Below are 23,577 nucleotides of genomic sequence, written 5' to 3' on the forward strand. Positions count from 1 at the left end.
CACGATGATTCGTCCATGGCGAGATTGCGGCGCCTGCCGTCACCAGTTTCCGCGCCCTGCCATACCTATTAGTCCTCTGCGACCAGGCCCCATTCGATCGTCAGCGGCGCGTTCGATATCGGCGGCGTGATCTCGATCTGCCGTGTCGCGGCAGGTTCGCCAGCCCGACCGAGATAGAGACTGTCGGTCATCGCCGCACGGTGACCATCGACGACGAAGCGCCAACGCCGCCCACCCTTCGTCGTCAACCTGATCGAGCCGTCGCGCTCACGCCAGCAATCGATCGTTGGATGGAGATGAAACCGGAGCGTCACCGGCATGTCTATCACGATCTCCCGATCGTCCGGCTCGGCATAGAGCCGGTCGATACCGGCAAGGGATTGACCGTTTTCGGCAAGAATCAGCGTCCGCTCGTGGCGCAATCCGAAAGGCTCGACATAGCCATCATGAGCCGCCGTCGCCGCGTGTGTTCCGTCGCGCCGCAGCGCCACGTGAACCGGGCCGATCAGCGGTCGCCCCAGCCATTTCATCAAGCGCCCGGCCCGTGCAAATTGCGCGGAAGAGCGATCGGCCACAGCCAGTGTGGAATGCGCGGCAGTCACACGGGAGAGTCCGAACACCGTCGATTTCGGATCGCGGGCAGCGCCGCAATTGACGACAATCGGCTCGCCGCCCGACGAGAACTCGAACGACAGCATGCCGGCATGCGCATGGCCGGCGAAGGAAAGCGGAGGCGGTCCGCCCACATCCGCAATGGCCACGCTATCGCCGGCCTCCAATCGCAGATAATGGGAAGCCGCCGCCAAGCCAGCCGGCCGACCCTCCGTTTCATCGCGGGCCAGAAGCGTCTGGATCAGGAGTGGATCGACCCAACCGCCACCGTTGAAACGCGCCAGACGGCCCGCTCCGAGATCGAAGAAGCGGAGCAGAACGAAAAGCCGGTCGATGGCCTCGGTAAAGGGTTGGGGTGGCGCACGACCGAGATGGCCATAGGCCTGGCGAAGCAGCAGCAGGTCTTCCAGAATGGTCGGCAGCACCGACGGATCGCGGCTGGCGTGACCGCCATCGGCGAGCAATTGCCGGTCAAGTTCGCTCAGGAGGTTCTTCTCGGCCTTCTCCACGCGCTTTTGTCCGTCGGATAGGCAGAGCGCCAGTCCGAGCAGCGCAACCCTTCCGCGAAGGCGGTCGAGTGGCTCGGGCGAGGCCGGAATCGCGCGGCGAAGCCACCGACAATGGCGCACGAAGGCGCGGCCCAGCATCGGGCCGAAATGCGAATCGGCATTGCGGAGCAAAAGCGGCGAGGCCTTGAGCCATTGCAATACCCGCTCCGTCGCAATTCCGACATTGGCGCTCGTCCTGGTCGCAAGGACAGGCCGCGAGAGATAATCCTCGACCAGATACCGCGCTTGCGCAGCGGCAAGATCGCTCTGGGCGGCCTGAAAGTCGGCCAGCCAGACGAACCGCTCCAGCTCCCTGCACCAACTTTCCGGCACATCGTTCTGGGCGAACGGACCACCTGGCCCGACCGAAACGGTATGCCCCGCGAGGCGCCATTCACCGGAGTAATAGGCTCTGGCCCGTTCAGGGTCGCCTTCCATGAGGCGCTGCGGCGCAAAGACGATATGCGGCGGATTGGAAACGAGGCGCAGCGCACGAAGCCGGGCCAGCCGTCCGGTTTGAAAGGGACGAACCAGTTGCCGCTTGGCGGCTTCGACAAGAAGGCGAAACAATGCGCTCGGATATTCGCCTATCGTGATGGCCCCGGTTGGAGTGTTCTTCTTATCCGACAACTCTATGCGTGAGTGTTGCCGCGCATCAAACGCTATCGGTGGATAAGTCGTTCAAATCCGCCGAAATCGCGCGGCAAAAAAACCGTCGACGCCGCCGATCTCGGCCCAGTTCGCCGGCGTGGTTCGAACCCAGCCCTCTCCGGTGATCGCAGTTTCGAAGCCGGGTATCTCGGCCTGGCTGACCGGAAGCGGCTCGATCGCCTCCAGCGCCTCGAACGCCCTGGCCACCGCTTCACCCTCACGCCGGTCCAGCGAACAGTTTGCAAATACGATCGTTCCACCCGGCCTGACAAGATCAACGCAACGCTGAAGAAGGACCGCCTGTAGGGCCGCCATCCGTTCCACCACGGCATCCGATTTCGTCCACAGCACGTCCGGATGGCGACGTGCGGTGCCTGTGGACGAGCACGGCGCGTCGAGAAGAACGGCATCGAAGGCTTCGTCCGGCGCCCATTTCCGAAGGTCAGCGGCGACCGTCTTTGCGGAAAGGTCAAGCCGGCGAAGATTGTCCTCAAGCCGGCGGAGGCGGGAAGCCGAAAGGTCGAGCGCCGTCACGGCCGCGCCCGACAAGGCGATTTGCGCGGTCTTGCCCCCTGGCGCAGCGCAGAGGTCCGCAACCTTCATCGAGGGCGTCGCACCGATCAGCCGAGCCGGGATCGTCGCGGCGGCATCCTGCACCCACCAGGCGCCTTCCTCGAATCCCGGGAGAGCCGGGATAGGCGGCGTCGAAGCGGGAAGGCGCAACGAGCCATTCGGCAGAATGCGCGCACCAAGCTCTTCTGCCCAGCGCTCCGCGTTCGCCTTTACGGTCAGGTCGACGGAGGCCTCCATCTGATGCGCCTGAAGGATGGCGGCAGCGCTCTCCTCGCCATAATCGCGCGTCAGGGCTGCCGCGAACCATTGCGGCGCATTGAGCGCCTTCTGCGCGACCGCCTCGCGCTTTTCATCCGACATGCGAGTGAGCCCGCGAAGCACGGCATTCACGAGCGAGGCAAACCGCGAAAGTCGCGGATCGCCTTGCGCAGCGGTCACCGCAAGATCCACCGCGGCGCTATCTGGCACCGAAAGATGCACGATTTGCGCCGCGCCCACATGAAGAAGATGTTCCAACGCCCGCGCATTCGGCGGCAGCGGCCGATCCAGGCGATCGGCGATCAGCGCTTCCAGGCTGCCGCGATGGCGAAGAGCCGTGAGCAGAATGGCGCGGCATAGCCCACGGTCGCGCGGCTCAAGCGCGATATAGGCCGGATTGCCGTTTTCATCGTCGGTCAGCGCATCCAGCGGTGTCGCCTTGTCGATCACGGCGGCAAGGAGGCGAGCGGCGGCTAGGCGAGGCGCAAGCCCCGTCTTTGTGGAAGAGTGATCTGTGTGCGTCGCCGCGGTTTTCCCGGCTGGGCGCGCGGACTTTCTTGCGGAAGTAGCCCTCACGCCCAAGGGCCTCGACGCCCGGCACCGGTCGGCACACGAGCCCCACCCTTATGGATACTGTCCTGAGCGGCCCGTCCGGAGGACAAACCCGAGCCGCCCCCCATACCAGACGCCATCTCCTTGAGCGCGGCAATGCGGTTCGCGGTCGCCGGATGCGTCGAGAAAAGGCTATCCATGCGCTGACCATTGAGCGGATTGATGATGAACATGTGCGCCGTCGCGGGGTTACGTTCCGCATTGTCGTTGGGTATGGCCTCCGCCCCGCGCGCAATCCGCTGGAGGGCGCTCGCCAGGGCCAGCGGATCGCCGGATATTTCCGCGCCGCGCCGGTCGGCGGCATATTCACGCGTCCGGCTGATCGCCATCTGCACGATCATCGCGGCCAGCGGAGCAACGATCATCGCCGCCAGCATCCCTATGATGCCGAGAGGGTTGTTGCCGCGATTGCCGCCGAAAAAGAACGCAAAATTGGCGAGCATCGAAATGGCACCGGCCAACGTCGCCGTGATCGTCATGATTAACGTGTCGCGATTTTGGACGTGCGCCAGTTCATGCGCCATGACGCCGGCCAGTTCCCGCTCATCCAGTTGCCGAAGAAGGCCCGTTGTCGCTGCAACCGCGGCATTCTCCGGGTTTCGGCCAGTGGCAAAAGCATTCGGCTGGTCGTTTTCCATGATGTAGACCTTGGGCATGGGCAGGCCTGCGTTCTGCGAAAGCTGCTCTACCATGCGGTAGAAACCGGGAGCGCTTTGCGCGTCGACCTGCCGCGCACCGTGCATCTTCAACACGAGCTTGTCCGCGTTCCAGTAGGAGAACAGGTTCATGACAACAGCGACACCGAACGCGATCAGCATGCCGCCGCGTCCGCCGATCAGAAAGCCGACGCCCATGAAGAGGGCTGTCATGAAGGCGATCAGCATTGCCGTCTTAACGTAATTCATCGTCTCCGCTCGTCCTTTCCGAAGGATGCAGACTGTTGAGTTGCGCCTTATATGGGAGGTTGTGCACGACGGATCAATTCGGGAGAAATCGATGACGGAAAAGTCACGCAAGGACGACGCGAAGGACGCCATCAAGCAGGCGACAAGCGGACTGGGCGCCAAGGAGAACGAAGCAACGCCCGATAAGGCCCGACTGAAAGACGAGCCAAAAGGCGATGAAAACGAGGAAGACGGACGATCGGCCTCGCCTCAACGTCGGCTCGAAGATCTTCCCGCCGCTGCTCGCCGCGCCCTGCAGGAAGCGGAGGAACGCCGTGCGAAGATCGATGCCTTCGAGGACGAGATGCCGCGTGAAATCGACGGTCGCGGCGGACGCGAACCAGTGCGCTATGGCGACTGGGAAAAGAAGGGCATCGCCATCGATTTCTGAGTCGGCAACATTCGATTTCGCTGCGTGGCCAGCCTATTACGATTTCGAGGATGAAGGTTTCGAGGTCGAAGCCGGCAACATCATCGACACCGATCTCGACATGCACACCGTCCGCTTCGGTGTCGCCTACAAATTCTGATCGTCTCCGCGCCTATTCGGCCGGCGCGCCGAAGATAGCCATGGCCAGGCCGGTCACGGCCAGCAGGCTGTAAAAGATGCCAAGGCCGCCGCGGCGCTCGCAGCGGGCTCCCTGCGCCGCGATTGCGGATTGAATGGCGTAGTAGAGCGCGAATCCACGCGACGCATAGGCGATGATCTCGAAAATATCGAACGCCCAGGTAAAAATGAAACCGAAGGCCACCAGCAGGGCATAGGCCGTGCGGGTCGCGATGCGGCCACCCGTCAGCTCAGTGACCAGTCCACCCGACCCACCCGTATCGGCGACAGCGGCGCTGAACTGCGCCGCAAGCGCAGCCGCGGTGAGGAGGATGGGCAGGATCGGCGCGACCAGAGCCATGAGCTGGATGATGGCGGTCTCGCTCAGCGGCACGGCATCGGGCCGGAACACATAGGCAATCAGCAAGATATAGATCAGATAGATGACCGTTGAGAGGATTTGAGCAAGCCGCATCGAGCGGATGCGCGTTGCCGCATCGTACTCAGCGCCGAGATATCGCGATGTTTCGAACCCCTGCACCGTGACGATCAGACCGAAGATCAGTGCGATAGCGGGCCAGCCGGAAAGGGACGGCGCGCTGGCAACAAGCTCACCGCTCGTCGCCTTACCGGCGAAGAACCAGGCAAGGCCGGCCAGAAGACCGGCAATCATCGCCAGCTTCAACGAAACCGAGAGGGTTTCCAGACGCTCGAGCGCCCGAAAGCCCCAGAACCAGCCCACAAAGATGATGACCAGCAGCATCGCGCTTGTCAGAAGCCGCGCGTGATAGGGCGAACGCCATGGCGTCAGCTCGGTGCCGAATGCGCCGAAGAGGTTCAGATAATAGGCTACCGAGATGAAATAGGCGAAGGCAAGCGTCCATGAGGCGGCGGTTTCCAGCCATTCTTCCGTGACGCTGCGTTCGCCGGCGGCGCGTCGTGCGATGTTGAAGCGGATTGCGCTGCCAAATGCCCACGCGCCGGCGCACAGCACCCCCATGATCAACGGCGCATACCAGCCGAAGGACACGTGCAGGATGGGGCCAAGCACCAGAAAGCCGCTTCCGATGATCGATGCGAGCGGTGTGACGGTGGCACGCCAAAGCGGCGCAGAAGCGACGCGCGGCCATAACAGGAGGGCGGCGCTGGCGAGAACGGCGATGAGAATGACGCTGGTGATCATGCCTCGTCGCTTATGCCCTTGTGAGCGAAAGGAAAAGCGCTGCGCGAACGTTTTGCGCAACTCCGCGCAGCCCGTTTCTTCCCCTTCGTCAACGCCTTGGCTCGTCGAAAATCCGAAAACGGATTCACGCTCCCTGCAATCAGGAATAGAATCGTGCGATGCGATTCGCCTGCCTGATGCTTGGTTCTTTGCTGCTGCCTGCTGCCGCGACGGCGGGAGACATTGTCTCCGGCCCGGTCGCCGCTTCAGTGGTGAACGTGATCGATGGCGACAGCTTTACCGCCGATGCGCTGGTATGGCCCGGCATGCGTCTGCGCTACACGGTCCGGGTCAAAGGCATCGACACCCCCGAAACCCGGCGTGCCGGCTGCAAGGCCTAGAAAGTGGCAGGTCAGTCGGCGAAGCGGCGTGCCGAAACGCTCCTGCGCTCAGGTCCCGTTACGCTTCTCGACGTCGAGGCCGACAAATATTTCGGCCGCGTTCTGGCGAAAGTTCATATTGGCGGAACAGTCAGCATGACCGAGGTCATGATCGGCGAAAACTATGCCCTCCCCTACCATGGCGGACGGCGGATCGACTGGTGCGATGGCAGTGCGCAGGCCGGTCGTGTGATCGACCGGACAACGGTCGGCGCAACGCGATAGATCAGGCTATCGTCTCTTCCGCCTTCGGGGCAGCGGCCGGGCGGGCAACGAGGGACCCCTTGCCCGCATTTGTCCGTCCGTCCGCTGGCCTTGCCGACGCCACCTTCAATGCTCCCGCAAATTCGAGCCAGTACACCAGCGCGAAAAGCAGGGCACAGCCGAGCAGCACAAGACCCGTATCGAGAAGGGGGGACGGCTCCGTCACCATCCGAAGCGGCTGGAGGACCATGGCGAACAATGTACCGGCGATGAAGACCGGAAGAGCGTGCCGGCCCATCACCGCGAGAGGGTTGTCGAGTCGGCAGCGAAACAGCCGCGACAAAGGGGCGATCGTCACGATCAGATAGGCCGCCGCCAGGACGTGCAGCAGGCGAAAGGTCGAGAGAAACGTCTTGTTGAAGCCGGTAAGCACCTTCGGCAGCCCGAACGAGACATCGACGCCCCAAAGCGGAATTCGGACCCACAACAGCGCCAGCAGGAGATAGCCGGCGGCGAGGACGATCAGCGCCGGGTGACGCGGAAGGGTCCCGCCCGCACGGATGTGCAGGACGGACGCGACACCAATGAAGAAGAGGAACTGCCAGGAAAGCGGATTGAGAAACCAGATGCCGCTCATCGGCCAGTTGGGCGGGCCGAACTGAAAGAGCCCGCATCCGAGCCAAAGCCCGAAACTGATCAGGAGCATCGCGGCGATGCTTCGCTTGCCGATCAGGATCATCGGCGGCAGCATCACAAGCATCAGGACATAGATCGACAGAATATTGTTATAGCCGAGCTGGTGCGTCATCAGAATGATACCGGCGAACGCTTCCGCCGAGTGCTCCATCACCGGCCTGATGGCGATCTTCTCCATCAGATCGGGCCTCGACCAAAGCGCGGCGAAGAAGCCGAAGCTGCCCAGAGTGAAAAGCGTGGTGCAAAGCTGCGCGATGTAGAGAACACCAGCGCGTCGCCATGCCTTCACCGTGGCGGCCAGACGGGCTCCAGGGCAGAACTTCGAAGAATAGGCGAGTCCGGCCGACAGGCCGGAAATCAGGACGAACGCCTCCGCCGCATCCGAAAATCCGAAATTCTTGTGCGTGAGAAACTCTAGCGGGTTCTGCGGCACGTGATTGATGAAGATGGAGAGCAGGATCAGCGCGCGGATCACATCGATCCGTGTATCACGCGTGGAAGGAACGGGAGCGGTCATGTGCGTTCGTATCGGTCTCACAGGCGGGGCAATTTCGGTCCATCATCCGGTGGGAGCCGGAGGACCGCCGTTCCATTCGCCTGCCGTCCCTTGCATCAATGGTTCAATGGCTATGGCGCCATCATCGTGGCGTGACAATGGCCATAGATGCGAAAATACGCTCTCCGTAAAGTCCCGCCAAGAAAAAGGGCCCGCCTTGACAGGCGAGCCCCGTGTTTCCGTTCATGGTGCGGTCGTCAGCCGGCCGATCAAACTCGGCTCCGGCCGCACATCATGCGCTATCAGCGGGAAGACTGCTTCCCGTGAAGGCAATCCGCCGAGACCACATCACGGAACTGGTAAACACTCGACATCAGATCACCTCCTTTCATTCGTTGAACACGATTCAGAGTGTGGGGATTTTCAGCGCTTTGCGCAAGAGGCGGGCGGCAAAAATGAACCCGCCCGGATCGCTCCGGGCGGGGTTGCGCATGGTTGGCCAAGACCGTCTTAGTGGTCGGTCGCGACACCGGCGCCGCGGGGCGTCCGTACGCTCTCGACCAGATCCTTGATGTGTTCTGGCACATCGCTCGTCATCTTCGATATGATGATGGCGACCGCAAAATTGATCAGGGCGCCAACCGCACCGACAGAGGTCGGGGCGATACCGAATAGCCAGTTTTCCGGCACATCGGCGAGCTGATTGGTCTCGGGAATGAAGAACCAGCCCTTGTAGATGAAGATGTAGATCACGGTCGACAGAAGCCCCGCCAGCATGCCGGCCACAGCCCCGGTCCGGTTCACCGTCTTGGAGAAGATGCCCATCATCAGCACCGGGAAGATCGACGCCGCCGCGAGACCGAAGGCCAGAGCCACGGTTTGCGCCGCAAATCCGGGCGGATTGAGCCCGAGATAGGTGGCCACCCCAATCGTCACCGCCATGGCAATCCGGGCCCACATCAGCTCTGCTCGCTCCGAGATCGTCGGATTGATCGCCCCTTTGACGAGGTCGTGACTGACAGCCGACGCGATGGCGAGAAGAAGGCCCGCCGCCGTCGAAAGCGCTGCAGCGATACCGCCAGCGGCGATCAGTGCGATTACCCAGCTCGGCAGTTGTGCGATCTCCGGATTGGCAAGCACCAGGATGTCGCGGTTGACGTCGAGTTCATTACCCTGCGGCGAGCCAGCCAGCGTGCCGGCCACCTCATCATTGGCGTCGTTGTAGTAATTGATCCGTCCGTCGCCATTCTTGTCGTCGAACGTCAGAAGACCGGTCACTTCCCAGTTCTTCATCCATTGCGGCCGCTCTTCATATTCCAGCGCTTCAGCCTGTGTGCCGTTCGGATAGACGGTGTCGATCAGGTTGAGCCGCGCCATCGCACCGACGGCCGGGGCGACGAGATAGAGAAGCGCGATGAAAACCAGCGCCCACCCGGCCGAATAGCGCGCATCGCGAACACGCGGCACGGTGAAGAAGCGGATGATGACATGGGGCAGGCCCGCCGTTCCGATCATCAGCGCCAGCGTGAACAGAACCATGTTGAACATGGAGGAATTCAGCGCGGTATATTCGGCAAAGCCAAGATCCGTTACCACCTGATCGAGCCTGACCAGAAGCGGCGTGCCGCCCTCGACATCGCCGAACAGCCCGAGAGGCGGCAGCGGATTGCCGGTCAGTTGCAGCGAGATGAAGATCGCCGGCACCGTATAGGCAAAGATCAGCACCACATATTGCGCCACCTGCGTATAGGTGATGCCCTTCATGCCGCCGAAGACCGCGTAGAAGAATACGATCGCCGCGCCGATGAAGAGGCCCGTTGCGTTGTCGACTTCGAGGAAGCGCGAGAAGGCGACGCCAACGCCGGTCATCTGGCCGATGACATAGGTCAGCGAAATGACGATCAGGCAGAACACGGCCACGAGACGCGCGGTTTTTGAATAGAACCGGTCTCCGATGAATTCCGGCACCGTGAACTTGCCGAACTTGCGCAGATAGGGTGCCAGCAGCATAGCCAGCAAGACGTATCCGCCGGTCCAGCCCATCAGATAGGACGAGTTGCCGTAGCCGGTGAAGGCGATCAGCCCCGCCATCGAAATGAACGAAGCGGCGCTCATCCAGTCGGCGGCGGTCGCCATACCGTTCACCACAGGGTGGACACCCCGGTTCGCGGCATAGAATTCCGACGTCGAGCCGGCGCGAGAGACCCAGGCGATCACGATGTAAAGAAGAAAGGAACCGCCGATGAACAGCAGATTGAGTGCGTACTGACTCATCGATTTACTCCTCGTCGAATTCGTATTTGCGGTCCAGCGCATTCATGCGCCAGGCATAGACGAAGATCAGCACAATGAATGTCAGGATGGATCCTTGCTGCGCAAACCAGAAACCAAGATCGGTTCCGCCGACTGAAATTCCTGAAAGCAAGGGCCGCAGAATGATCCCGAAGCCGAAAGAAACCAGCGCCCAGATAATCAACAGGATCGCCATAAGCCGCTTGTTGGCGGCCCAATAGGCATCCGCCTTGGATGTTTGATCGACCATAATTCCTCCCCGGTCAGATGGCCGGCGGGACGGAGCCTCCCAAAACACCCCGACAACTAATCGCGGACCATCGGTGCCAATTAAACGATAGCCACACCGGGACGCCAGAGATATTCGCCCGGTTTAGACCATGTATTGAGACGGCCTGCTTAGACCTTCGACGTATTTCGCCGACGCGATCTCCTGTCTTTTCAGATGCTTTTCCACATTCGACGATTTTATCGGTCGTGGCGCAACGAAGGACCGCAACTCACGTTCTCACACCATGAAACGATGAAAGGATCGTGCCCCGATGGATATCATCCGCATTCTGCTCGCCATCATCCTGCCGCCCGTTGGCGTGTTTCTCCAGGTCGGCATTGGCTTGCATTTCTGGCTCAATATTCTGCTGACGCTGCTCGGCTATGTACCCGGCATCATCCATGCTCTGTGGGTTATCTTGCGGAAGTAACAATGCTCTGCGGCACCGTCTGCCAGGTGACTTTCCCTTGGACCGACTGGCGGAAAAGGACGGTTCGTCAGGCCAGATCAGGCTTACTCAGCCGCGATCGACTGAGGTTTCCGGGCACTTTGGTGAAAGAAGGCGCGGAGATGACCTGCCATGGCGGTCGCCTGGCAGGTCGGATTGTCTTGGCTCAACAGGCTGATCGAATAGTCGCCTAAGGGGGGCAACCCATCTTCCTCACTCAATATGCGCACACCAGCGCCGGCAAACGAGCGGGAAACGGGGGCGACGGCTATTCCTGCCTGCACCGCTGCACGCTGGCCCGATGTATGGGCGCAGAGATAGGCCACGCGATAGTCACGCTTCATCGCCTTCAGCGCCCTTTCGGCCTGCGTCCGCCAGACACACCCTTCTTCCCACATGGAGATCGGCAGCGGATCACGAAGATGCGCCGTTCCGCCGAGCGCTCCGATCCAGACCAGAGGCTCGCGGATCAGCACCTCGCCCTCGGTTTCGCAGCCCGGCAATTCATCGCATGAGACAAGCGCAAGATCGAGTTTGCCATCCTGAAAGAGAGGCCGAAGATCACGGCTCTCCTTCATCACCACATCGACGACGACGCTGGGATGGCTTTCGGAGAACTTCTTGAGCACGTTCGGCAGAACGGTCTCGCCATAGTCGTCAGGCAGTCCCAGACAGAGCCGGCCTGCCATCTCGGGCCGCAAAATCGTATCGAGGGCCGCCCGGTTCAGTTCCAGCATCTGTCGCGCATAACGCAACAGGGTTTCACCGGCTACGGTCAGGCGCACATGGCGCGGCCCACGCTCCAGCACCGGCGTGCCAAGCTGTTCCTCGAGCCGTTTCATCTGCATCGAGACCGCTGAGGGCGTCCGTCCGACCGCATCCGCCGCCTTCGCGAAACTGCCCGTTTCGACAATGGCCACGAAGCTGCGCAGCACGTCCGCATCCAGCAAGGGGGCGCCGAACGGAGCATTGTCGTTACTGATCAATTCCATTGATCATTACCTCAGAACAATTCGTTTGATTGAATCATACCTCGCTCATAGCGTCTTCGCAAGCCTGACGGCCAACACGGAGACGAAACGATGAGCTACAATCTGGAATGGGTAAGAGCTCGCGTCAGCAGGGCGCGCGACCAATCGAGGCGGAGGCGGCTGGAACGGCAGATTTCTTCCCTGCCCGACTGGCAGAGGAAGGATATCGGCTGGCCTGCCGAGCAGAGACTTCAAAATGATTCAGGCTGCCGCACCGATCACGGCGACAGCGCGGCGGCGGACCTGTCCACCCTCGACCAAAGGCTGCATTGAGGAGACCCCGACGCTGCGGCAGTGACTTGCCGGAGCGTCGGCATCCTCGGCACGGGTGAATGACGACCCTGCCCTTGTCACGAGGTTCGCGGCTGCTAAACCTCTGGCAGATGCAGCAGGGAAGTTGATGATGGAACACCGCACGCTGGGAGCCGACGGCCCTCTGGTTCTTTCCGTGGGCCTCGGAGCGATGAGCTTTGGCGGCATGTACGGCAAAACGACCGAAGAGGCGAGCCGCGCCACGATGGCCAAGGCGCTGGAGAGCGGCGTCAATCACTGGGACGTTGCCAATATCTATGGCGGCGATGGATTGTGCGAAGAGATTATCGGCCGCTTTCTCCAAGACCACCCCGGCGCCCGGCAGAAAATCGCTCTGGCCACAAAAAGCGCCATCATTTCCGGCCCGCCCCGCAGGATCAGCAATGATCCGGACTATATGCGCGGCGAACTGGAGAAATCGCTGACACGGCTCAATACCGATCACGTCGATCTCTATTACATCCACCGCCGCGATCCGGAGACCCCCATCGAAACGATCGTGGAAGCCATGGGCCGCTGGACCGAGGAAGGCCTGATCGGCGGGATCGGCCTGTCGGAATGTGCGCCGTCGACCCTGGAGCGGGCCGCCTCCGTCTTTCCCATTCGCGCTGTCCAAAGCGAATATTCGCTATGGAGCCGACAGCCAGAGCTCGGTCTGATCGATCTGTGCGCGAGGCTCGGAACGGCCTTTGTTGCCTTCTCATCCCTTGGACGCGGCATGTTCGGCGACGCACCGCTTCGTCCCGAAACCTTCTCGGCCTCGGATTTCCGGGCGGCCAATCCGCGGTTTTCGCCGGATAATTTCCCGCGCAATGAACAGAAGATCGCGGCCTTCCGCGTGCTCGCGGACGAGATGGGACTGCCGGCACCGGTGCTGGCCAATGCCTGGGTTCTGGCGCGTGCGCCTCATATCCATGTCATACCGGGCACGCGTAGCACGACCCACCTTCAGCAGAATGCCGAAGCCGCTGCCGTGACGCTGACACATGAGCAGATGGCCGCAATCGAGGCAATCCTTCCCGCCGGCTTCGCTCATGGCGCGCGTTATGCCCCGGCCCAGACGGCTGGGGTCGAGGATTATTGCTGATGGCTGACGGTCAGCGTTCCATAACCGTTCTTGGCGCAACAGGCTCCATCGGGGTCTCGACACTCGACGTCCTCACCCATCTCGGCCCCGAAGCATTTCGGGTGGAGGCCCTGACCGGCGCATCCAACATCGCGCTCCTGGCTGAGCAGGCTCGGCGCGTCGGTGCCAGACTTGCAGTCACTGCCGACGAAAGCCGCTATGGTGAGCTGAAGGATGCTCTTTCTGGTACCGGGATCGAAGTCGCCGCCGGTAGAACGGCGCTGATCGAAGCCGCGAGCCGGCCTGTCGATGTCACGATGGCTGCCATCGTCGGCATTGCCGGCCTCGCTCCGACCCTCACTGCCATTCGCCACGGTGGTGTGATCGCCCTTGCCAACAAGGAGTGCCTCGTCTGCGCGGGCGCTTTTTTCCTTGCGGAATGCGAAAGACATGGCGCAACGCTTCTGCCCGTCGATTCCGAGCACAATGCTATATTCCAGGCCCTGATCGGCGAGGAGCGCGCCGCCGTCGAGACGATCGTTCTCACCGCTTCGGGGGGACCTTTTCGAACCTGGTCCCGCCAAGAGATGGCGTCTGTCACCGCTAAGACCGCGGCAGAACACCCGAACTGGTCGATGGGGCTGAAAATCTCCATCGACAGCGCGTCCATGTTCAACAAGGCACTGGAAATGATCGAGGCGCAGCATCTGTTTGGCCTCACGGCTGAACAGGTCGAGGTGATCGTGCATCCACAATCGATCGTCCATTCGATGGTGCGCTATCGCGACGGATCCATCCTTGCGCAGCTCGGGCCGGCGGATATGCGTGTACCCATCGGCTACGCGCTCGCCTGGCCGGATCGCGCCACGCTGCCTACCGAACGTCTGGATTTCGCCGCCTTGTCCTGTCTCGACTTCGAAGCGCCCGACGAGGGCAGATTTCCCGCTCTTCGGCTGGCGCGCCGGGCACTCCTCCATGGCGGCGCATCCAGCGCCGTCCTGAATGGCGCGAAGGAAGCGGCACTCGACGCCTTTATCGCGGGAGAGATCGGCTTTCTCGACATGGCGGAACGGGTCGAAGTGGCCATGGACCGTCTCGGCGACCTGTCTGAACCAAGATCGCTCGATGAAATCGAAGAGATCGATCGCCAGGCCCGGATTTAATAAAGCGCCGAAAAGTGCCTAACCGAGTGGATCAGCCTCTCCTGGCGCACCGGGCCTGACAAGCGCCACCACCGCCAGCACAACGAACAGGAAGGCGGAATACTGGAACCAGAGCCCCGGCGCGACGAGCGAGGAGGCCATGATCGCACAGGCAGAAAGCGCTGCCGCGGTAACGTACATGTCCGGTCTCGGGGCCCGCACGATTTTCAGGCTACGAAGAAGGAAGGAAGCGGCGAGAATGGCCATCGGGATCAACCCGGCCAATCCGACTTCGTAGAACACTTGGATAATGATGTTGTGGGCATTGCTGAACTGACGGATCCGATCCGCGGTAAAGTCGGCCCCGCCCCAGCCGAAAGCGGGCCTCTGGAGTGCCAGTTCCAATATCGTCTCCCAGATCATAACTCGGCCGCTGCTGCTATAGCGAAACACTTGAAGCGATTGGGACACCTTGCCGGGCTCCACATTCTCAGTTGAGGCGAGCAACTGAATGACGGTCGGCACCAAAGACGCCAATGCCAGTCCGATCGCGATCACCGCGACGGTGGCTGCGGCAATTCTCAGATAGCGAAACCGAGGTGACAACAGCGCGGCCAGTATGCTGATCGAGACCAGTGCCATGATCGTGCTGCGCGAGCCGGTATACCCACTCAACATTGCCAGGATGAGCGCAGCCGCCAGAAAGAACCAGCGCCTTCTGCCTGCCGCCTCCGGCAGGGCAAATGCGACGATGGCGCACATCAAGGCAGGCACGAGAAGCCGGTTCGAAGCCCGCACATTCCCGAAACCGACCAGATTATTGCTATTGAGTTCGCTGAGATTCCCCCACCCGAAATGATAGACGAGGGCGAAGACCGTATAGAGCGACGCCCCTGCTACAAAAGACGTGACCACACCGCGCGCGGTGATCGCAATCGTTCCGCCGGCAACGGCGCCGTAAAAGACCAGGGCAAAAAGGAAGATCAGTGTCCAGCGCCACAGCGCACGCGCATTGTCATCGTCCGGAAAAGCGAGACTATGCCCGACTAGAATGAAAAGCGGCACGACCATCAGAGCCGGAACCCGCCAGTCGAAAACACGCCAGCTCTTTATCGCCCCCCACAGGAGAAGAACGATCAGGATCACCTCGCAATAGCCGGTGAATTCCCGCCGGACGCGATAAGTCTGATAGTGCTTCAGATCGAGGAGAATATCAGCAATGGCGAAGGAAATCGGCAGCGCGAAGAGGACGAAATAAAGGAGATAACCGCACCATATCCCAAACGGCGCTCTGGCCGATTGTAACGTTCCGCTATGCATGGGCCCTCCGCCGCGCCGACCTTTATGGCACATACAATTATAGCGTGAAGCAGAGAGGGCTTAAATCGTCAATTGGTCTGCCGGCTCAAAAGAGCCGGCAGCAGGGAGACCGACGGAGAGCGTCACAAAGCTCAGCCGAGGCTGGGCGGAGAAGGCCCTCAGCTATCGCCAAGATTGTTTTTCAGAAACGTCTGAAACGCATCCCAGCTCTTCTCGTCGGCGCGTTCCTGATAGCGGTCCGAGCCGAAGACCGTGAACGCGTGTGGCGCGCCGGAATAGACCTCCAGCTCATAGGTCACGCCCGCTTCTTCCAGCTGCGTGACGAGATCCGACGCCTCACTCATCGGTATAGACGTATCGGCGCCGCCATGGGCGATGAGTAGCGGCGGCGTGTCGGACGAGTACGATTGCCCCTCTGGCGTTGCGAGCCCGCCATGGAAGGTTGCATAGCCGCTGACATTCTCCGCCTTGCCCGAACGTGCCAGCTCCAGCACGGCCGCACCGCCGAAGCAGTAGCCCATCACCACCGCCTCGCCATCGCTGTCGCTCTGGATCCGCGCTTCCTCCAGCCCGGCAAGAATTCGCGTGCGCATCGCATCGCGATCATCATAAAGCTTGGCCGTCTCTTCTTTTCTAGCATCGACGGTGTCGGGCCGATTGCCCTTTCCGTACAGATCGACGGCGAAGGCGTTGTAGCCCATTTCCGCCAGCATGTCGGCACGTTTCATCTCGTAATCGTTCAGCCCGTCCCAATCATGGATCACGAGGACGAGCCCTTTCGAATCATCCGTCGCCGGCGCGTAATAGCCCTCATAATCGGAACCGGCCGCCTGATAGGTCACGGCCTCGCCGGCCATGGCCGCGGTTGCGCTGGCCGTCGCGAGCCCTGCCGCCAAGAATATCTGTCGCATGTTTCGTCCTTTCGATTCTGGACATATGAAATATAACTAGGCCACCGCGGGCACGCGGCCAGCGCAGCACTCTTTCGCTCTCGCCGCTTTGCGTCTATATGCGCGCCAACCTCTCCTTTCAGACGATCTTTCAGAAAGCGCGCCACCATGGCCCTCCGCAATATCGCCATCATCGCTCACGTCGACCACGGCAAGACCACCCTCGTCGACGAACTGCTGAAGCAGTCCGGCGCCTTCCGCGAAAACCAGCGCGTCGCCGAACGCGCAATGGACAGCAACGAGCTCGAACAGGAGCGTGGCATCACCATTCTCGCCAAGGCGACGTCGGTGGAGTGGAAGGGCACGCGCATCAACATCGTCGATACGCCCGGCCACGCCGATTTCGGCGGCGAGGTGGAGCGCATCCTCTCCATGGTCGATGGCGCGGTGCTGCTGGTCGACGCCGCCGAAGGGCCGATGCCGCAGACGAAATTCGTCGTCGGCAAGGCGCTCAAGGTCGGTCTGAAGCCGATCGTCGCGATCAACAAGATCGACCGGCCCGATGGCCGCCATGACGAGGTGCTGGACGAGATCTTCGATCTTTTCGCCAATCTCGATGCCAATGAAGAGCAGCTCGACTTCCCGGTCCTCTACGGCTCCGGCCGCGATGGCTGGATGGCCGCCGAACCGGACGGCCCGAAAGAGGACCTGTCGCCGCTCTTCGACCTCGTCCTGAAGCATGTGCCGGAGCCGACCACCGAGGCCGGCCCCTTCCGCATGATCGGCACGATCCTCGAAGCCAACCCCTTTCTTGGCCGCATCATCACCGGGCGCATCGCCTCGGGCACGCTCAAGCCGAACCAGCCGGTCAAGGTGCTGCACCATGACGGCAAGCTGCTGGAAACGGGCCGCATCTCGAAAATCCTCGGCTTCCGCGGCCTGGAGCGCCAGCCGATCGACAGCGCCGAGGCGGGCGACATCGTCGCAATCGCCGGCCTTTCCGAGGGCACCGTCGCCGACACCTTCTGCGATCCGTCCGTCAGCGAGCCGCTGGAAGCCCAGCCCATCGATCCGCCGACCGTGACCATGAGCTTCATCGTCAACGATTCGCCGCTGGCCGGCACCGAGGGCGACAAGGTGACGAGCCGCGTCATCCGCGATCGCCTCTTCAAGGAGGCCGAAGGCAATGTCGCGCTGAAGATCGAGGAAGCGGAAGACAAGGACAGTTTCTACGTCTCCGGCCGCGGCGAATTGCAGCTCGCCGTGCTCATCGAGACCATGCGCCGCGAAGGCTTCGAACTGGCCGTCTCCCGCCCGCGCGTCGTCATGCACAATGACGAGGCCGGCAATCTGATGGAGCCAATCGAAGAGGTCGTGATCGACGTCGACGAGGAATATGCCGGCACGGTCGTCCAGAAGATGAGCGAGCGGAAGGGCGACATGATCGAGCTGCGCCCCAGTGGCGGCGGGCGCCAGCGCCTCGTCTTCCACGCGCCGACGCGCGGCCTGATCGGCTATCAGAGCGAACTGCTCACCGATACGCGCGGCACGGCCATCATGAACCGCCTGTTCCACGAATATGCGCCCCATCGCGGGCCGATCGGCGGGCGCGTGCAGGGCGTTCTCATCAGCAACGACAATGGCGAAGCCGCCGCCTACGCCCTCTTCAACCTGGAAGATCGCGGCCCGATGGTCATCGAGGCCGGCGAGAAGGTCTATCAGGGCATGATTATCGGCATCCACACCCGCGACAACGATCTCGAGGTGAATGTGCTGAAGGGCAAGAAGCTGACGAACATGCGCGCCTCCGGCAAGGATGAGGCGGTCAAGCTGACCCCGCCCATCCGTATGACGCTGGAACGCGCCCTCTCATGGATTCAGGATGACGAGCTGGTCGAGGTGACGCCGAAGAATATCCGCCTCAGAAAGCTCTATCTGGATAGCCACGAGCGCAAGCGCTTCGAAAAATCCGCCAAGGCGGGCTAACCGGCAACGAGTGCCGCGCTGTCCACATATTCCACGGTCAGCGCGGCCAGTAGCGCATAGCGCGCCAGTTTGCCGGCGGTCACAAGCACCAGAAAGAAGGTTAGCGGCGTCCGCGCCGCGCCGGCCAGCACCGTCAGCGGATCGCCGATGATCGGCATCCAGCTCAGCAGCAGCGTCCAGATGCCATAGCGCCGGTAGAACCGGCTGTAGCGCGTCAGCGCCGCAGGCGAGACGGGGAACCACCGCCGGTCGGAAAAGTGCAGCAGAAATCGCCCGCACACAAAGTTCACGCACGAGCCCAGCACATTGCCGAGCGTCGCAACGCCGACCAGCATGGCAGCGCTCCCCTCGCCAGCCGCCAATAGCCCGACGAGCACCGCCTCCGACGCGCCCGGCAGCAGCGTCGCGCCCAAAAAGGCTGAGGCCAACAGGCCAAGCATAGCCGAAACTTCCATGAGAATCTGGCGGTGAGGATGATGATCTGCCGGTTAGGTGAAATGGCGCGGAGTGTTAAGGGCGGCGGTCCGTTTTCGAACGAACAGACGGAATGACGGTCCACTCCGAAGCATGTCAGATTCGCGCGGCTTCCACCGCTCAGCCAGAAAAGGAAAGTCGAAAAGGTAGAAAAGAGGAAATAAAACTAATAAATTTCGTATATGATCTCGACGATTGCTGGAGCGCCCAAGAAATCCGGGCGCGGCGCCCCTGAACGTCCGCCAATGGAAGAACACTGCTCGATCTTCGACAAACGAAAATACCGCCAACCTAGATTCCCACTGCTAGAATTGCCCGCCACTTGCCAACCAAACAATATTAAATCGCCTGTGCGTGATCGGCCGATCACATGGATTTCGACGACTCTTTTTAAGCCATCATATTCGAATTCAACAGGCCTGCACTCCTTCGCCGCCGATAGAAGTTCTTCAAGCATGCAAAAGTTTCCCGATACTTATTGCAATTTCGTCGAGCATGGAAAGCTCGGCGTCGCCGGCAGCAATCTCGTTAATAATCGCTCGAGCAACAACTGGGCTTTTACAGGCTTCCTTACTAGTTATATCAAATCCAGTACAATGACGATTCATAATTTCAGTATATTTGACTAAACCAACCTCCGACTGCAAATAGCTCTCGATGTGCCCTCTGAAGGCAGCGCCCCTTTCGAATACTCCGCTTGGAAAATCGTCTTCCTCCTCGCCTATCATCCGCATCAGTCGTCTGTTGCGCTTGATAGTCTGAGCTCGGTCATTTCCCTTCTCCGAGAAATCATTGTCCCACAAAACAAATGCAGGAATTCCCATTTTATCAAACGCAAAAAAAGGCTTATCTAGTTTTGATTTCCCCCCAACGCTGATTACTGAGAGTCCACTCAGATCTAGATCAGGTCGCCGTATTTCAAAATAAGCTCTGATCATCTCCGCGTCCGAGACGCCCTCGACAATCAACACAGTATCCGCAAAGAAGCCCTCCGATACTTCACGAGTAAAAATATGAAGCCCTGCGGCGAAAGCAATTTCAGATTTTGGATTAGGTGACTGCAAAAGACCGGCCATCCCCGCAGAAAAATCAGTCAAGGACAAAGAATTACAGTCAGTGGAGAAATGTCCGTCCTCGCATTTTCTTTTCGAAATACGTCGGACATGGGCTATATCTGCCATATGAACGAATTTTTCACTGTGCGTCGTAAATATAATTTGAACTCGTATTCCTGTATGCCGGTTAAATGACTCAGTGATAGCCTTGAAGGCGCCGTAAAATGTTGACTGCTTCAGTGGATGCTGATATATTTCGGGCTCCTCAATAATAATTATTATATCACTCTGTGGCGAAGTAAATTCCTCTCCCTTCTCCTCCTCTAAGTCTCGACCTGTTAGAAATCTCACAATAGAAAAAAGCATAGCTCTCTGAAGGCCATGGCCTACATTCTCTACGTCAACTGCTATGTCGCGGTGCTTTATACTAAGGGTCGCTGAAGGATATTGAATGGGCATATCTTCGATCGGCAAAATGCTCGCTACAACTTCGGTATCTGAGTAGAAACCTGAGAGAATACTTGTCAGATTAGATCCGATACCAGCCAATTGGGGCACCGAATTAGGATCGGTCAAATCCTTCAAGCGATCTTTTGATTGCGAGATAAATTCTTTGAATTCAGTCTTGTTCTCAAATGTTTGACGGACGACGTCATTCAAAAGGCCCACCAGAGGCGATTTCGCTCCATCCGAAAATTTTGTCAGTTCCGTAGACGCGGGAATGAGCCTTATGGCGGTGCGCTTGCTGAGCTTTCCAGATGCTACGTTTACGGCCCCGAAGAAGCCCCGAATTTTACATTCTTTGAGCTTTTCGGAGTTTTCGCGCTCCCAATTTCGTAGAGCCTCCTCGGCCTTATCTGCACTCGCTACACTCGGAAGTTCGAATTTTTCTCTTATTCTGTCATAGGCGTTTTTTTATCACGCTTTCCGGATGTCTCATAAATCGGAATAAATTCATCTACTGATTTAGTCGTAACAAAAAATTCACCGCTGTGCTCGTTACCGAAAATTCTCGAGACAGTCATCGTATCTTCGATTACTGCACTCCCAAATTCTTCTTTCTCGTCGCTTGTTAAATTGGAGAAAGTTACTGAGATATGGATATCACGATCCCGATCATAGCCAATATGATCTTTTTCATCCATTTTTGGATTAGCAGAGAAAAAATTCTGGATGGCCAAGAGAATCGTACTCTTGCCAGCGTTATTCGCCCCAATAATTGTTGTCAGTCCATCCATCTTGACAGTAAGTTTTTCAATCGACCGAAAGTTTTCGATATGGACCGCTGATACTTGCATCGCAACTCTCCCGCTGATGTTATGCTACTCGATTCGCGCTCCGAAGTTAGGCTTAGCCGTCGCTTTCCACTCTTATTCACCCCTTCCAAACCTCCCCTATCCTCCTCCTACTGCCTTCCAGGAGCGACGGGATCGCGAACCGGAGATGTCGTGGGGGCGCGGGGCGAGCGTAGCGCGCCGGTGACGATCCGTGGTCATCGGCGGTGGGTGGAGAGATCCCTTTGGCTACGGACTTGCGGTGAGCCAAGACCGTTGAGCCTGCGGGCAAGGTTGCGGAGGCGGAAGCATTCACGGGCGGGTCTCCGCCGGGAAGGATGCTGCCGTCACAGAGACGTTCAGTCGATAATCGCCCGGATGGCGGTCGAAGGATCGCACCCGCACACACCAGATGACGCGCTTCTTTGGCCGCCATCCGCCGCTCTTTCTCTGTCACGCTGCCGGCTTATTGCCCGCGGCGCTTTCGGCATGGACGAGCCATAAGCCAGCGGGACTTGGTTTTTGCAAAAGGGCGACGCAAAGTGTCTGGATGACCAAGACGCCAGAGCACGACAACAAGACCGAATGGGCGCAGGAGAGGACCGACTGGGCCGAGGACCGCACGGTGCTCGCCAATGAGCGTACCTTTGCCGGCTGGATGCGCACCGGTCTTGCCGCTGTGGGTCTCGGCCTTGCAACGCAGGCCATTTTCCGCGCTGCCGAACCCACCTGGGTCGCCAAGCTCGCAGCCAGCGGCTTCATTGCCGTCGGCATTCTGATCTTCTGGCTCGCCTGGAGAAATTGCTGCGGCGTTCTGAAACGGTTGAACAGCCATGCCGCCGAGCCGGTTCCCCAGCGCCATATGGGCACCGTTGCAGGCCTTTTCGCCCTCGCCAGCATCATTGTAGCGGTGGTTCTATGGCTGATCTGACGCCGCTGAATCTGACTTGAAGAGAGCGCAGGATCATCGCAAAAGAGCGCCATGCGCACTATCGATCTTGATGATTGGGACCACGCCGGCCCATTCCGCCTCTATTCGCAATATGAGCGCCCGCAATACGGGCTGACGGCGCGGCTCGATGTCACCCGTTTGATGACGGTTCTGAAGCCGGCTGGTCATCGGCCCTTCATCGTCATGCTTCACGCGCTGTGCCAGGCCGCCAATGTCGTTGCGCCCTTCCGCCAGCGCTTTCGCGGCGGAACGGATGGTGAGCCGCTCGGTGCAGTCGAACATGAATGGGTGGGCGTCTCGCCCACCGTGGCGCGGCCCGATGGCAGCTTCGGGTTTTCGGCCATCCCGCCTGCGGAGAATTACGCGGCCTTCGCGTCGAACGCGGCGCGCCTGATCGCTCAGGCGGCGGAAGGCACCGGCCTCGACGACCCGGCGGAGGGCGATCACTGGATTTACCTCAGCTGCACGCCGGCGGTCGATTTCACGGCCCTGACCAATGCGATGGAGGGGCCCCGCGATTGCGTGCCGCGAATCGTCTGGGGGAAATTCGTGGAGGATGGCGCAGGCCGCTGGTCCTGTGCCATTTCCATCGAGGTTCATCACTGCTTCATCGACGGCAGCCATATCGCGGCCTTCATCGCCGAGACGCAGAAGGTCATCGATACGCTACGGGCTTGATGCCCTAGTCACGCGCCATGGCGTGATATTCCGGGTTGGGTGCCATCTCCGTGGCGCTCGCGAGCCGGTTGCTCATGGCATAGAAGCCGGCCACCGACGCAATATCGAATATGTCGCGATCGGAAAATCCCGCATCGCGCAGAGCCTGCCGATCCGCTTCATCCATGGCCGCAGGGCGCAGGCTCAACTTCTCGACAAAGGCCAGCATGGCCCGCTGGCGCTCGGACAGGTCGGCGGCACGCCAGTTCTGGGTAATCGTCTCCGCCAACGCCGGATCGCCGGTTAACTGACGCAAGGCTGCGCCATGCGCCGTCAGGCAGTAATGGCAGCGATTGATCGCCGACACTGTCACCGCGATCATCTCTCTCTCGGCCTTGGTGAGGCCGGAGGGCGCCAGCATCAGCGAATTGTAAAACTTGGCAAAGGTGTCCAGCCGCTCGGCATCGAAAGCGTGCGCGACCAGAACATTCGGAACGATGCCGAGCTTCTCCTCGCATTTGTCGAAATAGGTGGCAGCCCCCTCCGGCATCGGGTCTTCGGCTGGCAGGTTCAACGCCATCACCTTCGGTAGCCCCTCTTCCCGCCAGCGCGGCGCCGACGCTTGTGTCGCGGCCGCTGGCTTCTGTGCCTTCTCATCCATCTC

26 protein-coding genes are annotated in these 23,577 nt (G+C 60.2%); 11 read left to right on the plus strand and 15 right to left on the minus strand.

Going from position 1 to position 23,577, the window contains the following annotated elements; translation table 11 throughout:
• Positions 1-68: 68 nt before the first annotated feature.
• The 3 genes from D8780_RS12755 to htpX are packed head-to-tail and all read right to left on the minus strand — an operon-like array spanning position 69 to position 4,159.
• A complete protein-coding gene (locus D8780_RS12755; protein WP_121645943.1) occupies positions 69-1,790 on the minus strand; it encodes a heparinase II/III family protein in 1,722 nt (573 codons plus the stop codon).
• Between the two features lie 51 nt (positions 1,791-1,841).
• On the minus strand, positions 1,842-3,218 hold the full coding sequence (locus tag D8780_RS12760; protein ID WP_121645944.1) for an RsmB/NOP family class I SAM-dependent RNA methyltransferase: 1,377 nt from the start codon (positions 3,216-3,218) through the stop codon (positions 1,842-1,844).
• Positions 3,215-4,159: a zinc metalloprotease HtpX gene (gene htpX / locus D8780_RS12765; protein WP_121645945.1), complete on the minus strand. Its 945-nt coding sequence runs from the start codon at positions 4,157-4,159 to the stop codon at positions 3,215-3,217. The genes D8780_RS12760 and htpX overlap by 4 nt, the downstream gene beginning before the upstream one ends.
• A 91-nt stretch (positions 4,160-4,250) precedes the next feature.
• On the opposite strand from htpX, the gene D8780_RS12770 reads away from it, so the two are divergent.
• The gene (locus tag D8780_RS12770; protein ID WP_121645946.1) at positions 4,251-4,589 is read left to right on the plus strand and encodes a DUF1674 domain-containing protein; all 339 of its coding nucleotides are present in this window, start codon (positions 4,251-4,253) and stop codon (positions 4,587-4,589) included.
• A complete protein-coding gene (locus tag D8780_RS12775; protein ID WP_121645947.1) occupies positions 4,549-4,728 on the plus strand; it encodes a hypothetical protein in 180 nt (59 codons plus the stop codon). The genes D8780_RS12770 and D8780_RS12775 overlap by 41 nt, the downstream gene beginning before the upstream one ends.
• A 12-nt stretch (positions 4,729-4,740) precedes the next feature.
• Here the strand turns inward: D8780_RS12775 and D8780_RS12780 are convergent, their stop codons facing one another.
• The gene (locus D8780_RS12780; protein ID WP_121645948.1) at positions 4,741-5,928 is read right to left on the minus strand and encodes an APC family permease; all 1,188 of its coding nucleotides are present in this window, start codon (positions 5,926-5,928) and stop codon (positions 4,741-4,743) included.
• Positions 5,929-6,104: 176 nt separating this feature from the next.
• Here D8780_RS12780 and D8780_RS12785 point away from each other — a divergent pair, with 176 nt between their 5' ends.
• Positions 6,105-6,308 (plus strand): hypothetical protein, encoded by a 204-nt coding sequence (locus D8780_RS12785; RefSeq protein WP_210209465.1) that lies wholly within the window; start codon positions 6,105-6,107, stop codon positions 6,306-6,308.
• Positions 6,309-6,311: 3 nt separating this feature from the next.
• Positions 6,312-6,572 (plus strand): hypothetical protein, encoded by a 261-nt coding sequence (locus tag D8780_RS12790; RefSeq protein WP_121645950.1) that lies wholly within the window; start codon positions 6,312-6,314, stop codon positions 6,570-6,572.
• 1 nt (position 6,573) lies between these two features.
• Here D8780_RS12790 and D8780_RS12795 read toward each other — a convergent pair whose 3' ends face one another.
• The 3 genes from D8780_RS12795 to D8780_RS12805 all read right to left on the minus strand — a co-directional run bounded on the left by D8780_RS12795 (position 6,574) and on the right by D8780_RS12805 (position 10,285).
• A complete protein-coding gene (locus D8780_RS12795) occupies positions 6,574-7,764 on the minus strand; it encodes an OpgC family protein (protein WP_121645951.1) in 1,191 nt (396 codons plus the stop codon).
• Positions 7,765-8,253: 489 nt separating this feature from the next.
• On the minus strand, positions 8,254-10,017 hold the full coding sequence (locus tag D8780_RS12800) for a sodium:solute symporter family protein (protein WP_121645952.1): 1,764 nt from the start codon (positions 10,015-10,017) through the stop codon (positions 8,254-8,256).
• A gap of 4 nt (positions 10,018-10,021) precedes the next feature.
• Positions 10,022-10,285: a DUF4212 domain-containing protein gene (locus D8780_RS12805; protein ID WP_121645953.1), complete on the minus strand. Its 264-nt coding sequence runs from the start codon at positions 10,283-10,285 to the stop codon at positions 10,022-10,024.
• A 292-nt stretch (positions 10,286-10,577) separates the two neighbouring features.
• Here D8780_RS12805 and D8780_RS12810 point away from each other — a divergent pair, with 292 nt between their 5' ends.
• Positions 10,578-10,736: a YqaE/Pmp3 family membrane protein gene (locus tag D8780_RS12810; RefSeq protein ID WP_121645954.1), complete on the plus strand. Its 159-nt coding sequence runs from the start codon at positions 10,578-10,580 to the stop codon at positions 10,734-10,736.
• A gap of 83 nt (positions 10,737-10,819) precedes the next feature.
• On the opposite strand, the gene D8780_RS12815 is transcribed toward D8780_RS12810, so the two are convergent.
• Positions 10,820-11,746 (minus strand): LysR substrate-binding domain-containing protein, encoded by a 927-nt coding sequence (locus tag D8780_RS12815; protein ID WP_121645955.1) that lies wholly within the window; start codon positions 11,744-11,746, stop codon positions 10,820-10,822.
• A 90-nt stretch (positions 11,747-11,836) separates the two neighbouring features.
• On the opposite strand from D8780_RS12815, the gene D8780_RS12820 reads away from it, so the two are divergent.
• The 3 genes from D8780_RS12820 to dxr all read left to right on the plus strand — a co-directional run bounded on the left by D8780_RS12820 (position 11,837) and on the right by dxr (position 14,326).
• Positions 11,837-12,058, plus strand: a complete 222-nt coding sequence (locus D8780_RS12820; RefSeq protein ID WP_121645956.1) for a hypothetical protein — start codon at positions 11,837-11,839, stop codon at positions 12,056-12,058.
• A 127-nt stretch (positions 12,059-12,185) separates the two neighbouring features.
• Entirely contained in the window at positions 12,186-13,184 is a 999-nt protein-coding gene (locus D8780_RS12825) for an aldo/keto reductase (protein WP_199699605.1), read from the plus strand.
• Entirely contained in the window at positions 13,184-14,326 is a 1,143-nt protein-coding gene (gene dxr / locus D8780_RS12830; protein WP_121645958.1) for a 1-deoxy-D-xylulose-5-phosphate reductoisomerase, read from the plus strand. The genes D8780_RS12825 and dxr overlap by 1 nt, the downstream gene beginning before the upstream one ends.
• Before the next feature lie 18 nt (positions 14,327-14,344).
• Here dxr and D8780_RS12835 read toward each other — a convergent pair whose 3' ends face one another.
• Together D8780_RS12835 and D8780_RS12840 are read right to left on the minus strand one after the other, a co-directional pair.
• A complete protein-coding gene (locus D8780_RS12835; protein WP_158598507.1) occupies positions 14,345-15,625 on the minus strand; it encodes an O-antigen ligase family protein in 1,281 nt (426 codons plus the stop codon).
• 158 nt (positions 15,626-15,783) lie between these two features.
• Positions 15,784-16,536: a dienelactone hydrolase family protein gene (locus tag D8780_RS12840; RefSeq protein ID WP_121645960.1), complete on the minus strand. Its 753-nt coding sequence runs from the start codon at positions 16,534-16,536 to the stop codon at positions 15,784-15,786.
• Between the two features lie 147 nt (positions 16,537-16,683).
• Here D8780_RS12840 and typA point away from each other — a divergent pair, with 147 nt between their 5' ends.
• Entirely contained in the window at positions 16,684-18,501 is a 1,818-nt protein-coding gene (gene typA / locus D8780_RS12845; protein ID WP_121645961.1) for a translational GTPase TypA, read from the plus strand.
• On the opposite strand, the gene D8780_RS12850 is transcribed toward typA, so the two are convergent.
• The 4 genes from D8780_RS12850 to D8780_RS12860 form a co-directional block, all read right to left on the minus strand.
• The gene (locus D8780_RS12850; protein WP_121645962.1) at positions 18,498-18,956 is read right to left on the minus strand and encodes a YqaA family protein; all 459 of its coding nucleotides are present in this window, start codon (positions 18,954-18,956) and stop codon (positions 18,498-18,500) included. The genes typA and D8780_RS12850 overlap by 4 nt on opposite strands.
• Positions 18,957-19,141: 185 nt before the next feature.
• Positions 19,142-19,432 carry a WYL domain-containing protein gene (locus tag D8780_RS15695; protein ID WP_147440320.1) on the minus strand — a complete coding sequence of 97 codons (291 nt, stop codon included), beginning with the start codon at positions 19,430-19,432 and terminating at the stop codon, positions 19,142-19,144.
• Positions 19,425-20,690, minus strand: a complete 1,266-nt coding sequence (locus D8780_RS12855; protein ID WP_158598508.1) for an ATP-dependent nuclease — start codon at positions 20,688-20,690, stop codon at positions 19,425-19,427. Before D8780_RS12855 ends, D8780_RS15695 begins: the two co-directional genes overlap by 8 nt.
• Positions 20,691-20,923: 233 nt before the next feature.
• Entirely contained in the window at positions 20,924-21,328 is a 405-nt protein-coding gene (locus D8780_RS12860; RefSeq protein WP_121645964.1) for an AAA family ATPase, read from the minus strand.
• Positions 21,329-21,854: 526 nt separating this feature from the next.
• Between D8780_RS12860 and D8780_RS12865 the strand changes: the two genes are divergently transcribed.
• Positions 21,855-22,235 (plus strand): YidH family protein, encoded by a 381-nt coding sequence (locus D8780_RS12865; RefSeq protein WP_121646556.1) that lies wholly within the window; start codon positions 21,855-21,857, stop codon positions 22,233-22,235.
• 51 nt (positions 22,236-22,286) lie between these two features.
• Positions 22,287-22,934: a CatA-like O-acetyltransferase gene (locus tag D8780_RS12870; protein WP_121645965.1), complete on the plus strand. Its 648-nt coding sequence runs from the start codon at positions 22,287-22,289 to the stop codon at positions 22,932-22,934.
• Between the two features lie 4 nt (positions 22,935-22,938).
• Here the strand turns inward: D8780_RS12870 and D8780_RS12875 are convergent, their stop codons facing one another.
• Positions 22,939-23,574 (minus strand): peroxidase-related enzyme, encoded by a 636-nt coding sequence (locus D8780_RS12875; protein WP_199699606.1) that lies wholly within the window; start codon positions 23,572-23,574, stop codon positions 22,939-22,941.
• Between the last annotated feature and the right edge of the window lie 3 nt (positions 23,575-23,577).

The sequence above is a fragment of the Notoacmeibacter ruber genome (genome assembly GCF_003668555.1).
In the GTDB taxonomy this organism is placed as follows: domain Bacteria; phylum Pseudomonadota; class Alphaproteobacteria; order Rhizobiales; family Rhizobiaceae; genus Notoacmeibacter; species Notoacmeibacter ruber.

What these genes read in the sequence shown, in the direction of transcription:
- htpX (WP_121645945.1), bottom strand. Translation starts at nt 4,159, where the DNA reads ATGAATTACGTTAAGACGGCAATGCTGATCGCCTTCATGACAGCCCTC.
- D8780_RS12770 (WP_121645946.1), top strand. Translation starts at nt 4,251, where the DNA reads ATGACGGAAAAGTCACGCAAGGACGACGCGAAGGACGCCATCAAGCAG.
- D8780_RS12775 (WP_121645947.1), top strand. Translation starts at nt 4,549, where the DNA reads ATGGCGACTGGGAAAAGAAGGGCATCGCCATCGATTTCTGAGTCGGCA.
- D8780_RS12780 (WP_121645948.1), bottom strand. Translation starts at nt 5,928, where the DNA reads ATGATCACCAGCGTCATTCTCATCGCCGTTCTCGCCAGCGCCGCCCTC.
- D8780_RS12785 (WP_210209465.1), top strand. Translation starts at nt 6,105, where the DNA reads ATGCTTGGTTCTTTGCTGCTGCCTGCTGCCGCGACGGCGGGAGACATT.
- D8780_RS12795 (WP_121645951.1), bottom strand. Translation starts at nt 7,764, where the DNA reads ATGACCGCTCCCGTTCCTTCCACGCGTGATACACGGATCGATGTGATC.
- D8780_RS12800 (WP_121645952.1), bottom strand. Translation starts at nt 10,017, where the DNA reads ATGAGTCAGTACGCACTCAATCTGCTGTTCATCGGCGGTTCCTTTCTT.
- D8780_RS12805 (WP_121645953.1), bottom strand. Translation starts at nt 10,285, where the DNA reads ATGGTCGATCAAACATCCAAGGCGGATGCCTATTGGGCCGCCAACAAG.
- D8780_RS12810 (WP_121645954.1), top strand. Translation starts at nt 10,578, where the DNA reads ATGGATATCATCCGCATTCTGCTCGCCATCATCCTGCCGCCCGTTGGC.
- D8780_RS12815 (WP_121645955.1), bottom strand. Translation starts at nt 11,746, where the DNA reads ATGGAATTGATCAGTAACGACAATGCTCCGTTCGGCGCCCCCTTGCTG.
- D8780_RS12820 (WP_121645956.1), top strand. Translation starts at nt 11,837, where the DNA reads ATGAGCTACAATCTGGAATGGGTAAGAGCTCGCGTCAGCAGGGCGCGC.
- D8780_RS12825 (WP_199699605.1), top strand. Translation starts at nt 12,186, where the DNA reads ATGATGGAACACCGCACGCTGGGAGCCGACGGCCCTCTGGTTCTTTCC.
- dxr (WP_121645958.1), top strand. Translation starts at nt 13,184, where the DNA reads ATGGCTGACGGTCAGCGTTCCATAACCGTTCTTGGCGCAACAGGCTCC.
- D8780_RS12835 (WP_158598507.1), bottom strand. Translation starts at nt 15,625, where the DNA reads ATGCATAGCGGAACGTTACAATCGGCCAGAGCGCCGTTTGGGATATGG.
- D8780_RS12840 (WP_121645960.1), bottom strand. Translation starts at nt 16,536, where the DNA reads ATGCGACAGATATTCTTGGCGGCAGGGCTCGCGACGGCCAGCGCAACC.
- typA (WP_121645961.1), top strand. Translation starts at nt 16,684, where the DNA reads ATGGCCCTCCGCAATATCGCCATCATCGCTCACGTCGACCACGGCAAG.
- D8780_RS12850 (WP_121645962.1), bottom strand. Translation starts at nt 18,956, where the DNA reads ATGGAAGTTTCGGCTATGCTTGGCCTGTTGGCCTCAGCCTTTTTGGGC.
- D8780_RS15695 (WP_147440320.1), bottom strand. Translation starts at nt 19,432, where the DNA reads ATGCTTGAAGAACTTCTATCGGCGGCGAAGGAGTGCAGGCCTGTTGAA.
- D8780_RS12860 (WP_121645964.1), bottom strand. Translation starts at nt 21,328, where the DNA reads ATGCAAGTATCAGCGGTCCATATCGAAAACTTTCGGTCGATTGAAAAA.
- D8780_RS12865 (WP_121646556.1), top strand. Translation starts at nt 21,855, where the DNA reads ATGACCAAGACGCCAGAGCACGACAACAAGACCGAATGGGCGCAGGAG.
- D8780_RS12870 (WP_121645965.1), top strand. Translation starts at nt 22,287, where the DNA reads ATGCGCACTATCGATCTTGATGATTGGGACCACGCCGGCCCATTCCGC.
- D8780_RS12875 (WP_199699606.1), bottom strand. Translation starts at nt 23,574, where the DNA reads ATGGATGAGAAGGCACAGAAGCCAGCGGCCGCGACACAAGCGTCGGCG.